The following is a 12,836-nucleotide window of genomic DNA, read 5'->3' as shown; positions in this document are numbered from 1 at the left end:
ATGGCATATTTTCGGAGTCTTCGGAGCAGAACGTCGACATGGGGCCTTATGATCCGGCCTGGGCTTTGCGATCCTGTGAAGGCTCGCCATCCCTTATCGACATATCCAGGATATCCAGGGAAAGAGACACTGAACATCAGGTTGTCACCATGGACTCTCGTCGTCATCAGAAATGGATGAAAGGCGACGTAAGGGAGCGTCGATGCGTTAGGTAGAGTTGCTTTACTTTGTTGGCGTATGCCCACCTATGTTGGGTGGGCAAAAGCGATTAATGAATCGACGGACTGTAACGCAGCGTCAAGTACCACGTACGGCCGAGCTGGTTGTAGTAGTAGGCCGTCTCGTAGTTTTTGTCGAACACGTTGGCCAGTCTGGCTTCCACCTGCCAGCGCGGTGCGAGGTTGTAGCTGACGCGCAGGTCGGTGGTGGCGTAGCCGCCCATGCGGTGCACGTTGGCGATGTCGTCGTAGCGCTTGCCGGAAGCGAAGAAGGTTGCGCCTAGGTTGAACTGGCCGAAGCGGCGATCGATATCCACTCGTCCGGTCTGTTTGGCGCGGCGCGGCAGCAGGTTACCGTTGTACGGGCTTTCGTCGTTCTTAGGCTGCATCAGCGTCAGGTAGCTTTGCACGCGCCAGTCATCCAGGTTGAAGCCGAACTGGCCTTCGATACCGCGGATCACGGCGCGGCTGATGTTCATCGGGATGTACAGGCTGTTGAGCGCGATCAGGTCGTTGATGCGCGTCTGGTAGGCATTTACGCCCCAGTTCCAGGTGCTGAGCTGCTGGGTCAGGCCGATTTCCGCACTGCGCGAGGTTTCCGGATTCAGGTTTGGGTTGGCGGTGGGCACGCCGCCCATGGCCGGGAAATACAGGTCATTGAAGGTCGGTGCGTGGAAAGCCGTGCCATAGCTCATCGACAGCACCGGACCTTGCTCGAAGTGATAACCCCAGGCCGCCGCGCCAGTGTTGTGGTTGCCGAACTGATCATTGTGATCATGCCGTGCCGACAACTGCACTTCGTTCTGGCCGAAGGTGCCTTGGTACTGTGCAAAGGTGCCGGTATCGCCGCGCATGGTCTCCTCGAACGCGGTATCGCTGTAAATGTGTTCCTGCTGATAGTCGACACCCACCGTCAGCAACTGGTTACTGGCCAGCGTGATGTCGTTCTGCCATGACGCCTGATTGCGGCGCGAACCGAAATAACCGGTGGGCATGCGGGGGTAATACTCACCGAAATAGGTGCCCTGGTAGTACGTATCGTCGTCATCGCGGCTCTGGGCGGCGGTCAGTGTGACCTTCCAGATATCCATCGGCGTGAAGCTCAGGTGTGCTCCAGCAACGTATTGTTCCTCGAGGGCATCGTTACCGCTGTAGGGGCTGCCGGCGTATTCCACGTTGCTCTTGCTGCGCATCCAGTCGAAACCAAGTTCGGTGCCGTTGTCCCAGCGATAACCGAAGTTGGCGAAACCGTTCCAGTTGCGGTAGGCGTCGTTGCGTGGATCGTCCACGAAGCACGCCACGCCTCGCTCCGCCGCGCCCATGCGACAGGAGGGGATACCGTCGGTGTAGGTGCCGCCGAGGCTGGCGTTGTACCACAGATGTGAATCGCCGCCGGATACGCCAGCCTGGCCGTTCACATAACCATGGCTGCCGCCGGTGATGCTGATCGAGGGTGTCACGCCGCCATTGGGTTGGCCGTGACGCAGGAAAATCTGCAGCACGCCACCGATCGCATCGGAACCATACAAGCTGGAGCGCGGGCCGCGCACCAGTTCAATGCGCTCGATCGCATCGACCGGAATCTGTTCAAGCGCTGCCAGACCCAGGCTCACCGAGCCGATGCGCACGCCGTCGATCAGCACCAGCACGTGGGTGGAATTGGTGCCACGCAGATAGAGCGAGGTCGATTCGCCGATGCCGCCGGTTTGCGAGATCGAGATGCCGGGCAGGCCGGTCAGCAAATCCCTCACCGAGGTCGGCTGCAGGCGGTCGATATCCTCGCGTGGGATCACGGTGACCGAAGACAGCGCGTCATCGGCGGTGATCGCCGTACGCGTTGCGGTGACAATCACCGGCGACAGCGTGTTGTTCTGATCGGTGGTGATTTGGGTATGAGCGGCCGACACGGCCAATCCAGACAGAAGTGCGGCTGCTAGCGCAGTCTTTTTCAACATGTTGATTCCCCTGCCGCACGGCCCCGCGCGGCGTGAATAAATAAGCCGGCGAACTTGCAGCGCAGGAAACGGAATGGCGGGCATGCGACAGGTGCCGCGACACGCGCTCCGAGCCCCGCCCACCGCGAGTCGCCAGAACCATCGAATCAGGCCGGTCTCCGGACTCGCGAGTGGCATGCCCTTCATGCACGCCGTCGAACGATGCCTTCCCATGCGATGCACAGTGGCGCGTGATCGTTCGTAAAACGCTCGCTTACCGTTGCGGGGGCAGTGCCGGAATTGCTGCGTTAGTAGCGCACCGGCTTCCCGTTTCATCCCCTCAAGCCCAAGGCCCGGGGACACCCGAAACGGGCGAACTTTAGCGGGTGAGGGTGGGTTGGGGCAATTCGGGCAGTGAATCCGTGCATGGCCCGGAGCGCCACTCTGGCCTCATCGCCATCCCGGCGAAGACCCATTGCTGTCCGGAGAAAATTGTCCCATGTGAGTATCTAAATCGGATGGATGTCATCGGATGACTCACGTCGGTCGCACGTCGTGCAGTTGCCAGTTCGCGCCAATCAACCAGTTCAGACGCTGGCGCAAAATACGCATCGGCAAATCGGTGATCATTTCCACGTCGATATGCAGGTCCGCCACCTTTGCGCTCACTTTCGCAAGCTGATCGGTAATGCCGAGATGCTCGTCGATGCCATCCGGATCAGGCTGCAAGGCGCGCCAACGTTGGAACAGCAGCGGACTGCGCAATGCTTCCTGCAAGGCCGCGGCAAAATCATTCGGACCGGCGCCGTCGTAGCTCAATGCCGGGTGCGTACCACGCGCATGCGCCAGATCCTTGATCTGCAAATAGTAGTGACTGCGGTGGGTCATGAAGGCTCCCTCTTTTGGCTTACCGTACATAGCAAGAACCGGTGATAGGCCGGTCTTCGCTCCCATTCAAAACACCATCGCCCCCTGATGTAGCGCGTATGACGCCTGCTCGGGGGCTACCCCATGCAACAAGATACCAAGGCAAGGGGCTGGCAGCAGTTGACACAACGTATCGATATTTTCCTCTATCGCAGCCATGTGTGGATCGATCTGGTTACCCATCCAGCCAACCAGCCGGCAACCATCTGCTTCAATCGCTTGTGCCGTCAACACGGCGTGATTGAGGCAACCCAGGCGCAATCCCACCACCAGCACAACCGGCAATGCCCACTCTATAGCGATGGCCGAGGCCAATAGTCCCGGCGCCAATGGCACGCACCACCCGCCCACGCCTTCCACCACCACAGTGTCATAGTGCTGACGCAGCATGTCGAAGGCAGCGCGCAGCGGCGGCAGGGCAATCGTTACACCTTCGCGTACAGCCGCCAGATGCGGCGACAGCGGTTCGCGCAGGGCCATAGGATTGATGGATGCGTATGCGGGCACAGGTGCGCTGGAGGCGGCCAGCAAGGCGAACGCATCTTCATTGCGCAAACCGTGCGCGGTATCGATGCATCCGCTGGCCACCGGCTTCATGCCGCAAACGCTGCGGCCGGTGGCACGCAAGGCGTGGATCAGCGTGCAAGCTGCGTGGGTCTTGCCTATGCCGGTATCAGTGCCGGCAATAAACAGTGCAGCCGATGAGCGCCTAAGCGCGTTCGGATGTGCCGCGTTGCCTTGCTCGCTCATGGATGGTTGGGGCTCCCCTTGTGCCCTGGTGTGGGACGTCCCAATCTTAGGGCCATGGATCTTAAGGCATTGCCTTTCAGCATTCGGATCGACTCATCATGTTCGAAATCAAGACCAGCGACGTCAGCAGCAAGCGCGAACGCTACACCGAACTGGCCGAACAGGCACGCGGCATGCTGGCCGGGGAACCTAGCCTGATTGCCAATGCAGCCAATTTCGCCGCGCTCGTCTTCAACAGTCTGCCCGAGCTCAACTGGGCGGGCTTCTATCTCTACGACGGTACGGAGTTGGTGGTCGGCCCTTTCCAGGGCAAGCCTGCCTGCATCCGCATCGCACTCGGCCGAGGCGTATGCGGCACCGCAGCGCAAACCCGCCAGACTCAGATAGTGCGCGACGTGCACGATTTCGACGGCCATATCGCCTGCGACGCGGCGTCACAATCGGAGATCGTGGTGCCCCTGGTCAAGGCCGATGGCAGCTTGCTGGGCGTGTGGGATGTCGATAGCCCGTCTATCGCGCGCTTCGACGAGGAAGACCGCGCAGGTATGGAGGCGTTGTGTGAGGTCTTCATGCAAGTTGTCGACCCGCAGGTCTGAAGCTTTATAGCGAAGCCTGGGTTTTCGTCCGGACGTTGCCTTCCAGCAACTGCATGACGGCACGGCGCGCCTCTTCCACGCCGGTGCCATCCGCGGACGAAAACACCTGCGCTGTGACAGGCATACCCACCGCCAGCTCCTTGCGCAATGCGGCAAGTGATTGGACCGACTGATTCCGCGACAATTTGTCCGCTTTCGTCAACAACATATGGCAGGCAAGCTCGGTATCCAGGCAGAAATTGAGCATCATCCGGTCGAACTCCTTCAGGGGATGACGAATGTCCACGATCAGCACCACACCACGCAGGCTGCGTCGCTGGTGCAAATAACGATCGATCTCGTGCCGCCAATGTTCGCGCAGGGCGTCAGGCACCTTTGCGTAGCCGTATCCAGGCAGGTCGATCAAGCGCGCCTCCATCGCGGGCAAGGCTTCGCCCACCGCGACGGGCGGCAACGAGAACGCCACCATTTGCTGCGTGCGTCCCGGCGTCTTCGACGTGCGTGCAAGCCCTTTGTGGCCGGTCAACGCATTCAATGCACTGGACTTTCCCGCATTGGAGCGACCGGCAAACGCCACCTCCACCCCTTCGTCGGCAGGTAACTGGTTGATGCGATGGGCGGCGAGCACAAATTGTGCACCTTGCAACGGGTTGGAACTCATGAGTCGTGGTTTGACCGGCTAATATGGCGTGGAGATAATTTGCGGCGCTCTGATTCATTCTACGCAGGCATCACCGGCGTTGAGGGTCAATGCTCCGAACTTAACGGTGGAAATTCCATGCTCGTCATCCCAGCGAAAGCTGGGATGACGACACCTTGGGATTACGCTTAAGTTCAGAACATTGTGTTGAGGGCGCGCACCGAACATCCGTAGCAGTATTTCCTGGAGGCAAGTGTATGAGTTTTCGGCTCGCCGGTTCTCGGCCCGCTGTTGTGAATGCAGTAGCCCTGGTTCTTGCTTTCTCTACTAGCGCGGTACTTGCGCAGAACACCCCAGAACAAACACCCCCGAAAACAGCAGCGACGGCGACCGCCTCCACCGCCGCCAAACCCGCCGCTGCGAGCAGCGCCCCGGCGGCGGCACTCGCTCCCGCGGAAGCGGACGACCACACGGCTGCCACCAAGCCCGGCGATGCCACGGCCGGCCAGGCCAAGGCGGCGGCTTGCGGTGCCTGCCACGGCATGGACGGCAACTCCACGGATGCGCAGTATCCCAAGCTGGCCGGTCAGCACGAGACGTACATCGCGCACCAGTTGCACGACTTCAAGTCAGGTTCGCGCCAGAACGCGATCATGCAAGGCATGGCCGCTCCACTATCCAGTCAGGAGATGCACGACATTGGCGCCTATTTCGCCAGCAAACGCTCGCTGCCGGGCGTTGCCGACCAGGCCGTGGTGGACCAGGGCCAGAAGCTCTATCGCGAAGGTGATCCGGCTCGCGGCATTCCCGCCTGCATGGCTTGCCATGGTATCGACGGACGCGGTAACCCGGGCGCGATGTACCCGCAGCTCACTAGCCAGCATGCGCAGTACGTCGAAGCCAAGCTGAAGGATTTCCACGACGGTGTCACCTGGAGCAATGATGCGCACGCGCAGATCATGCCGACGATCGCCAAGAAGCTCGACCCACAGGACATCACCGCGCTGGCCAGCTATATCGAAGGCCTGCACGTCACCGACAATAACGCCCCTGTGTCCGCATCGCCGTAACTTCTAGTCGGCGATGTTGTCAAAGGCTTTCTCGTTTTCCCCATCCTGAGGCCAGCCATGCTGAAGCGTCTGACTTTCCTGTGTGCGGCACTGCTCGCCGTATCCGCCTGCAGCCACAACAGCCCCGACAACGGCACCGCGTCCCCGTCGCAACCCGCATCCGCGCGGACCTCAGCGCCGACCGCACTGGCATCGGCGGCTAAACCCGCGACAGCCGCCACCGCGGCAGCCAGCAGCACGGCCGTGGTGCCGGCATCCGCCAGCACGACCACGGTTGCGCCAAAACCTTCCGCTCCGGCGACGCCGTTCGTGGATGACGGTAAATGGGTGGAAGGCAAGAACTACTTCACTATCGAACCGGCCCAGCCGACCGGCATCCCGGACAAGATCGTGGTGACCGAGGCCTTCTCCTACGCCTGCCCGGCCTGTAACGCGTTCCACACCAGCGCCGACCAGCTTGCCCGGAGCCTGCCCTCGAATGCGGTGATGACCTATCTGCCGGTCTCGTTCCGTCCGGACGAAAATTTCCCGCTGTTCCAACGTGCCTACTTCGCCGCCAAGGCGTTGGGCGTGGCAGACAAGACTTACAACGCGATGTTCGATGCGGTGTGGAAAACCGGCGAGCTGGCTTCCGACGACCTGACCACCGGCCGTCCGAAACCGCAGTCCGCCTGGACGACCCTCGATGACGTCGCCAAGTTCTACGCCAAGTACGGGGTCGATCCTAAGGAGTTCGTGGCGGTGGCCAACTCCTTCAGCATCAACACGCAGATGAAGCGCGCCGACGACATGGTGAAGGTCTACGGCGTCGAAGGCACGCCAACCATCATCGTCAACGGCAAGTATCGCTTCACCCCGGGTGATGCGGGTGGCTATGCGCAATCGATCGAACTGGCCAAGTGGCTGGTGTCGAAAGAAGCGGCCGGCAAGTAATCCCAGCGCCCGGTCCGCCGGGCGTTTTTTTCTTTGATCGATCGATGACGGCATGACCGCCGTACCAAGCACAGGAAGAGCCATGTTCAAGACCGTCCTATTCCGTTTGATCGCCATGCTCTGCGGCCTGATCATCACCAGCGCCTGCGGCGCTGCCGCGCCCAACGCCACCGCTGCACCATTCACCGATGGCAACGAATACGTCACCCTGCCTGCGCCGTATCAGCGCGACAGCAGCAGCGGCAAAATCGAAGTGGTGGAAGTGTTCTCTTATGCGTGCATCCACTGTGCCGAGTTCTCGCCGTACGCCGATGAGCTGCGCAAGTCGCTGCCGGCCGGGGTGGAATTCAAATCGGTGCCAGCGCCGTTCAACGACACCTGGGTCCCGTTTGCACGTGCTTACTATGCGGCGAAGAAACTCGGTGTGCTCGACCGCACGCACGATCTACTGTTCGAGAAAAAGTTCAAGGAGCAGTATCCGATCAACTCGATGGACGAAATCGCGAACTTCTATGCCAGCCAAGGCGTGAACCGCGGCCAGTTCATGACGATTGCCCATTCGCCTGAAACGGATGCGCAGATCAAGAAGGATCTCGCCTTGATCCAAGCATGGGGCGTGGATAGCACGCCAAGCATCGTGGTCGATGGCAAGTATAAAAGCGCCAACATCAAAGATTTTCCGCAGCTCGTCGCCCTGACGAAGTGGCTGGTGCAGCAGGAACTTAAAGCAAAAGCAAAGGATAAATGACATGGGGTGACGTCGTTCACGCCGGCGACGCCACAAGCCTGTAACGTTCGCCCCATGACCCACACCAAACACCGGCTGCGCCTGCTTAGCTGCAACATTTTGGCCGGTGCCAGCGTGCGGCGTTACCGGCAATATGTCACGCGCAGCATCAATGCGGTACTGCCCGGCCGCAGCAAGCTCGATAACCTCGATCAACTGGCCGAACTGCTTCCGCAGTTCGACGTGATCGGCTTACAGGAGGCCGATGCCGGCAGCTTGCGTTCGGGCTTCCTCAACCAGACGCGCTATCTCGCTGAAACCTCTGGCATGCCGTTTTGGAGCCATCAGCCGAACCGCCCAGTGGCGCAGCTTTCTCACACCGCCAATGGCCTTATCTGCCGGTTCGAACCGCGGACGGTGATCGACTATCCCTTACCCAGCCGTATTCCCGGTCGCGGCGCGCTGCTCGCCCACTTCGGCGACGATGCCCATGGGCTGGCGGTGATGGTCGCGCATCTTTCGCTCAGCGCACAGGCGCGCGCGAAGCAGCTCGGCTTCATTGCCGAAGTGCTGCAGGATTATCCGCATGCGGTGCTGATGGGTGACCTCAATACCGACGCACACAGCCGGGAAATGCGGCACCTGTTCGAGCGCTGTGATTTGCAGCCGCCCGTGCATCCGGTGCTGACCTTTCCAAGCTGGAAACCGAAGCGCGCGCTGGATCACATCCTGGTTTCCCCTGGCATCAAGATCGAAAAGGTCTGGACGCTGCCGCAAGCCTTCTCCGATCATCTGGCGCTGGCGGCCGAAATCCAGCTCCCCACACCTTCCGTCAAATCACCTCAATGACTACCAAGCGACTGTTCCTTACCGTCATGCCATGGCTCCTGCTCGTGGTGATCGGACTGCTCACGGCATGGTTGCGCTACGGGTTCATCGAGCCGCCTGCGCTGGCGCATAGTTGCGATGACGGCAACACATCGGCCTCATGTAGCATGCGCACGTTCATCGTGCTCGGCTTCAATACCTACAGCTTTGGCATCGCTGCACTGGTCATCACAGCGCTCGCGTTCGTCCGGAAGAACATCGCGATAGCCTGGCTAGCCGCCGCCCTCGGCATTTTCGCCATCATCATGTACTGCTACTACGCCGGCGCCATGGCGCTGCTAGTGGGTTGTCTACGATGGGTCAATCTTCAAAAGTTTGGCATGCCAACGCCAGGCGACCAGAATAGGGACAGCAATCGCCAGGTTCAGGCCCAGCCATAACCAGGCGACCTTGTTCATTCCCACCTCGACCATCACCGGTGCCATCGCAAGCAAGGGGCCGGCGCAGGCCATGAAACGTTGCTCGGCTGATGGCATCGATCGCTCATGCGTGAGCAAGCCGAACACGCCATAAGCCACGCACGGCAGCAAGAACAAGCCCATCGGGAAATCCATGTAGCGACCGTTGAACGCCATCAGGATGTCGTACAGCACCAATACGAACAGCGCGCCGAAGCGCCACCACGACGCCGGTTCGGAATGGTCATGATGATCGGCCAGATGCGCCGCGATACGTCTCGCCAAAGCCACCGCCACACAAAGTGCTCCGACAAGACAGACCATCGACAGCAGCCATTCCCACCCCTTGGCGCAGGCATACATCATCTGCCGCACTTGCCATGCCGTCGAGGCGCCTGAAGCGAATCCCGCCAAGAGCAGCGCTAGCCATCCTTTTAGACTGTCCCATTGGCGGCGCCACGTTCCCACGACGGCAAAGGCCATGGCGCCCATCGCGCCCGCCAGCCAGCCCAGCCACCAGCGCGGTTCTTCCGTAACGGGGCCACGCATGGGAAATTTCGGGCGCGCCTGCGAATCGAAGATGCCCCAGTAACCACCTACTGTGCCTTCCTGTGCACGCTTCCATGGTTGATCGAAAGCCTCGATCACGTTGTAGGGCATGTCCACGGTAGCGGCATAGCGTAGAAAATCGCGCAAATAAAGCGCTTCATCCACGATGCTCGGCTCGGCCGAGCGACGCAGGCGTCCCGCGCTGGGCCAGCCGGTTTCACCAATCATGAGCGGCTTGTCGGGGAAAACTTGCTTCATGTGCGCATAGACATCTTCGACGTGCTTCACCGCGTCCACCGCCTGCACCGGATTGTCTTCCCAATACGGCAGGATGTGGATGGTGATGAAGTCCACCATCTTCGCCATTTGCGGGTATTTCAGCCAGCGTTCCCACACATCCGCATAGGTGACGGGAATCGACTTCGGCGTAGCGGCGCGTACGGTCTGAATGTATTCGGCCAGGCGCTTGGGCGACAACTCGCCACGCAACAGCACTTCATTGCCCACAATGATGCCGCGGATCGACTTGGCATTGGCGTTGGCGGTTGCAATGCCCATCGCCACTTCTTTCTCGTTGAGCTTTTCCACGCCGCCAAGCCAGATCCCCATCAACACCTGCATGTGATACCGCGCAGCGATCGCGGGAACCGCGTTGAGTCCGTTGCCTTGTGAATAGGTGCGCACGCAATCGAAACGCTGTGACAAGGTGCGCAAGTCTTCGTCGATGCGTTCGGGCGTCATCACGAAGTGCGTGTTGTACGGCGTTTCGCCCGGTTTGCGGAATGGCGCATAAGACACGCAAGCGATGCGATCCGACGGCGCATCCGGCAACGCGATAGGCCGGCCGATGTTCCACCACCACGCTACCCCGGCCAACGTGGCCAGCACCAACACCAACCAGGCCAGCCCGTAATGAGCAACGTTTTTTGGCGATGGCAACATGCAGGCCCCGTAGGTCATGTCGTGGTGAAAACACGCAAGCTTAAGGCAACACTGCGGAGACTCTCACCGATTTTCGACGCTGCGGCTGGAAAACTTACAGCCTGTTCAGGGCGCGCTTGAACCATCCATTACACTTCGCCCGGATAATCCGCAGGAGTTTTCATGGCCCCGTACGCCCTACCGCGCCTTGGCCGTCGTCTGTTGATCGTGTTCGCCAGCTGGATGTTGGTCAGCACAGCGACCGCCCAGACAGACACCACCACCCTCTCATCGCAGCGTGTCGCTTTCAGGCAGGCTTACGCGGCAGCCCGCCAGGGAGGAGATAGTTGGCGCGCGCTGGCGTCCAGCCTGAAGGACTATCCGCTCTATCCCTACTTGCAGGCGGCATCGCTGGAACACGACATCCGATTGATCGACCGCCCCACCGTTGAAGCCTACCTGCGGCAGTACCCGGACCTGATTCCGGCCGACGACCTACGCCGCGACTTCCTGCAGGAACTGGCACGCCGCCAGGATTGGGACAATTTTCAGGCCATGTACCAGCCCGGCCTGGGTGATACCCTGACTTGCGATGCCCTGCAAGCCAAAGTGGAAGACGGCACGCCACTGGATTTCAACCAGGACCTGGCCACGCTGTGGAATTCGCCGAGTCTGCCTTCCGCCTGCGATCCGGTGCTGCAAGCGGCGCACGATCAAGGACTGTTGACGCCTGCACGCTTGTGGGCGCGCATCGATATCGCTGCGGAAGCCGGCAAAGGCGGCACGATTTCCAATCTAGCCAAGTGGCTGGAAGGAAATGATGCCCAAACGGCGCAACACCTTGCGCAGGCGCTCAACGACCCTTCCGCGGCCGTGGCCGCGGCATCCACCTGGCCAGATACGGCGCGTTCGCGACAGGCGGCCGCGCTCGCCCTGGTCCGTCTGGCGCGGCGCCAGTCCGTCACGGCCGATACAGCATGGCAAACATTGCAGAAACAATTCCATTTCTCGCCTGCTCAGCGTGACAGCATCCTCCATGCGCTGGCCGTCTTCCATGCCACTGATTACGACGCTAACGCGCTGGCTCGGCTGATCAACCTACCCCCTTCCGCACAAACCGATGTCAGCCGCGAATGGCGTGTGCGCGCAGCCTTGGCCGAGCAGAACTGGCAAGCCGTACTCGACGCGATCAATGCCATGCCGCCCGACCAGCAGCAGAACGACGAATGGTTGTATTTCCGGGCGAGAGCACTGAGCGAACTGGGGCGTTCCAATGAAGCGCAGAGCGCTTACGCCACGGCTGCCGCGCAATCGAGCTATTTTGGCTACCTGGCCGCGGATCATCAGAACACGCCATACACACTCTGCGTGGCGCAGCCGGTGGTGGATACGCAGAGCGAACAAGCCGTCTTGGCGATCCCCGGCATGCAACGCGCGTTCGAACTGTTCGCCGTGGACCTGTTCAAGCAGGCGCGGCGCGAGTGGAGCCAGGCCATGGCCAACGCCGACGCGCAAACCTTGCGCCAAGCCGTGAACCTGGCCGATCGGCGTGGCTGGTATGACCGCGCCATCGTCACCTTCAATCACGGTCCGGGCCTGAACTATTACACGCTGCGTTTCCCGCTCGCCCGCCAGGACAACCTGGTGTCGCAAGCCGAACAAGCCGGCATCGACCCCTCCTGGGCCTACGGCATCCTGCGCCAGGAAAGCGCCTGGATGAGCGATGCCCAGTCGAGTGCCGACGCACGCGGGTTGATGCAGTTGGTGCCCAGCACCGGCGCCGAAGTGGCACGCCGCAACGGTCTGCCGTGGACCGGCGGCGACAGTCTTTACGACCCCCTCGTCAATATCGAACTGGGTACGCGCTATCTGGCTCAAATGGCGGGACGCTTCCATGGCGCGCCGTGGCTGGCCAGTGCGGCCTACAACGCCGGCGCCGGACGCTTGAACCAGTGGCTGGACGCACGCGGCACCCTGCCGTCTGATGTGTTCGTGGCCACCATGCCGTTCAAGGAAACACGCGAATACGTCGCACGTGTGATGTACTACAGCGTGATCTATGATTGGCGCCTGCACGGCACGGCCGCGCCGATCTCTACCCGCATGACGCCGATCGGACAGCCGTATAGCCGTCTGGATCCGCAGGATCCGCGCAAGAGCATCGTCTGTGCGACGCCCGCGGCGGCACCGGCATCCTCGTCGCCGGCAACACCCACATCCACAGCGGTCAGTTCGAACGCAGTCCCCCGCAGCATCTCGGCCATGGACAAGGCGCACTGAAGCTA

The 12,836-nt window shown here is 60.9% G+C and carries 12 protein-coding genes and 1 riboswitch; of the genes, 7 read left to right on the top strand and 5 right to left on the bottom strand.

What is annotated here, in order from left to right; translation table 11 throughout:
* Window positions 1-268 precede the first annotated feature (268 nt).
* From EO087_RS12695 to bioD, 3 genes are all read right to left on the bottom strand, one after another.
* Complete coding sequence (locus EO087_RS12695; protein ID WP_240669050.1) at window positions 269-2,173, bottom strand: TonB-dependent receptor; 1,905 nt, start codon at window positions 2,171-2,173, stop codon at window positions 269-271.
* Window positions 2,174-2,304: 131 nt separating this feature from the next.
* Window positions 2,305-2,534: riboswitch (cobalamin riboswitch) on the bottom strand.
* A 155-nt stretch (window positions 2,535-2,689) separates the two neighbouring features.
* Window positions 2,690-3,040: a hypothetical protein gene (locus EO087_RS12690; RefSeq protein WP_128899184.1), complete on the bottom strand. Its 351-nt coding sequence runs from the start codon at window positions 3,038-3,040 to the stop codon at window positions 2,690-2,692.
* A gap of 66 nt (window positions 3,041-3,106) precedes the next feature.
* Window positions 3,107-3,829, bottom strand: coding sequence for a dethiobiotin synthase (bioD, locus tag EO087_RS12685; protein WP_128899183.1), 723 nt, complete (start codon window positions 3,827-3,829; stop codon window positions 3,107-3,109).
* 98 nt (window positions 3,830-3,927) lie between these two features.
* On the opposite strand from bioD, the gene EO087_RS12680 reads away from it, so the two are divergent.
* On the top strand, window positions 3,928-4,425 hold the full coding sequence (locus tag EO087_RS12680; RefSeq protein ID WP_128899182.1) for a GAF domain-containing protein: 498 nt from the start codon (window positions 3,928-3,930) through the stop codon (window positions 4,423-4,425).
* A gap of 4 nt (window positions 4,426-4,429) precedes the next feature.
* On the opposite strand, the gene yihA is transcribed toward EO087_RS12680, so the two are convergent.
* Complete coding sequence (gene yihA, locus EO087_RS12675; protein ID WP_128899181.1) at window positions 4,430-5,086, bottom strand: ribosome biogenesis GTP-binding protein YihA/YsxC; 657 nt, start codon at window positions 5,084-5,086, stop codon at window positions 4,430-4,432.
* Between the two features lie 236 nt (window positions 5,087-5,322).
* Between yihA and EO087_RS12670 the strand changes: the two genes are divergently transcribed.
* From EO087_RS12670 to EO087_RS12650, 5 genes are all read left to right on the top strand, one after another.
* On the top strand, window positions 5,323-6,135 hold the full coding sequence (locus EO087_RS12670) for a c-type cytochrome (protein WP_128899180.1): 813 nt from the start codon (window positions 5,323-5,325) through the stop codon (window positions 6,133-6,135).
* 57 nt (window positions 6,136-6,192) lie between these two features.
* Window positions 6,193-7,068: a thiol:disulfide interchange protein DsbA/DsbL gene (locus tag EO087_RS12665; RefSeq protein WP_128899179.1), complete on the top strand. Its 876-nt coding sequence runs from the start codon at window positions 6,193-6,195 to the stop codon at window positions 7,066-7,068.
* 82 nt (window positions 7,069-7,150) lie between these two features.
* On the top strand, window positions 7,151-7,816 hold the full coding sequence (locus tag EO087_RS12660) for a thiol:disulfide interchange protein DsbA/DsbL (protein ID WP_128899178.1): 666 nt from the start codon (window positions 7,151-7,153) through the stop codon (window positions 7,814-7,816).
* A gap of 54 nt (window positions 7,817-7,870) precedes the next feature.
* Entirely contained in the window at window positions 7,871-8,644 is a 774-nt protein-coding gene (locus EO087_RS12655) for an endonuclease/exonuclease/phosphatase family protein (protein WP_128899177.1), read from the top strand.
* Window positions 8,641-9,063 carry a hypothetical protein gene (locus EO087_RS12650; RefSeq protein ID WP_128899176.1) on the top strand — a complete coding sequence of 141 codons (423 nt, stop codon included), beginning with the start codon at window positions 8,641-8,643 and terminating at the stop codon, window positions 9,061-9,063. Before EO087_RS12655 ends, EO087_RS12650 begins: the two co-directional genes overlap by 4 nt.
* On the opposite strand, the gene EO087_RS12645 is transcribed toward EO087_RS12650, so the two are convergent.
* Window positions 8,974-10,572: a glycoside hydrolase family 17 gene (locus EO087_RS12645; protein WP_128899175.1), complete on the bottom strand. Its 1,599-nt coding sequence runs from the start codon at window positions 10,570-10,572 to the stop codon at window positions 8,974-8,976. The genes EO087_RS12650 and EO087_RS12645 overlap by 90 nt on opposite strands.
* Before the next feature lie 162 nt (window positions 10,573-10,734).
* Here EO087_RS12645 and EO087_RS12640 point away from each other — a divergent pair, with 162 nt between their 5' ends.
* Window positions 10,735-12,831 (top strand): transglycosylase SLT domain-containing protein, encoded by a 2,097-nt coding sequence (locus EO087_RS12640; RefSeq protein ID WP_128899174.1) that lies wholly within the window; start codon window positions 10,735-10,737, stop codon window positions 12,829-12,831.
* Window positions 12,832-12,836 lie beyond the last annotated feature (5 nt).

The sequence above is a fragment of the Dyella sp. M7H15-1 genome, assembly GCF_004114615.1.
In the GTDB taxonomy this organism is placed as follows: Bacteria; Pseudomonadota; Gammaproteobacteria; order Xanthomonadales; family Rhodanobacteraceae; genus Dyella_B.
This window is presented reverse-complemented; position numbering and strand designations above follow the sequence as displayed.

Bases quoted from the DNA above. Each gene is read 5' to 3' on its own strand.
- EO087_RS12695 (WP_240669050.1), bottom strand. From the start codon at position 2,173: ATGTTGAAAAAGACTGCGCTAGCAGCCGCACTTCTGTCTGGATTGGCC.
- EO087_RS12690 (WP_128899184.1), bottom strand. From the start codon at position 3,040: ATGACCCACCGCAGTCACTACTATTTGCAGATCAAGGATCTGGCGCAT.
- bioD (WP_128899183.1), bottom strand. From the start codon at position 3,829: ATGAGCGAGCAAGGCAACGCGGCACATCCGAACGCGCTTAGGCGCTCA.
- EO087_RS12680 (WP_128899182.1), top strand. From the start codon at position 3,928: ATGTTCGAAATCAAGACCAGCGACGTCAGCAGCAAGCGCGAACGCTAC.
- yihA (WP_128899181.1), bottom strand. From the start codon at position 5,086: ATGAGTTCCAACCCGTTGCAAGGTGCACAATTTGTGCTCGCCGCCCAT.
- EO087_RS12670 (WP_128899180.1), top strand. From the start codon at position 5,323: ATGAGTTTTCGGCTCGCCGGTTCTCGGCCCGCTGTTGTGAATGCAGTA.
- EO087_RS12665 (WP_128899179.1), top strand. From the start codon at position 6,193: ATGCTGAAGCGTCTGACTTTCCTGTGTGCGGCACTGCTCGCCGTATCC.
- EO087_RS12660 (WP_128899178.1), top strand. From the start codon at position 7,151: ATGTTCAAGACCGTCCTATTCCGTTTGATCGCCATGCTCTGCGGCCTG.
- EO087_RS12655 (WP_128899177.1), top strand. From the start codon at position 7,871: ATGACCCACACCAAACACCGGCTGCGCCTGCTTAGCTGCAACATTTTG.
- EO087_RS12650 (WP_128899176.1), top strand. From the start codon at position 8,641: ATGACTACCAAGCGACTGTTCCTTACCGTCATGCCATGGCTCCTGCTC.
- EO087_RS12645 (WP_128899175.1), bottom strand. From the start codon at position 10,572: ATGTTGCCATCGCCAAAAAACGTTGCTCATTACGGGCTGGCCTGGTTG.
- EO087_RS12640 (WP_128899174.1), top strand. From the start codon at position 10,735: ATGGCCCCGTACGCCCTACCGCGCCTTGGCCGTCGTCTGTTGATCGTG.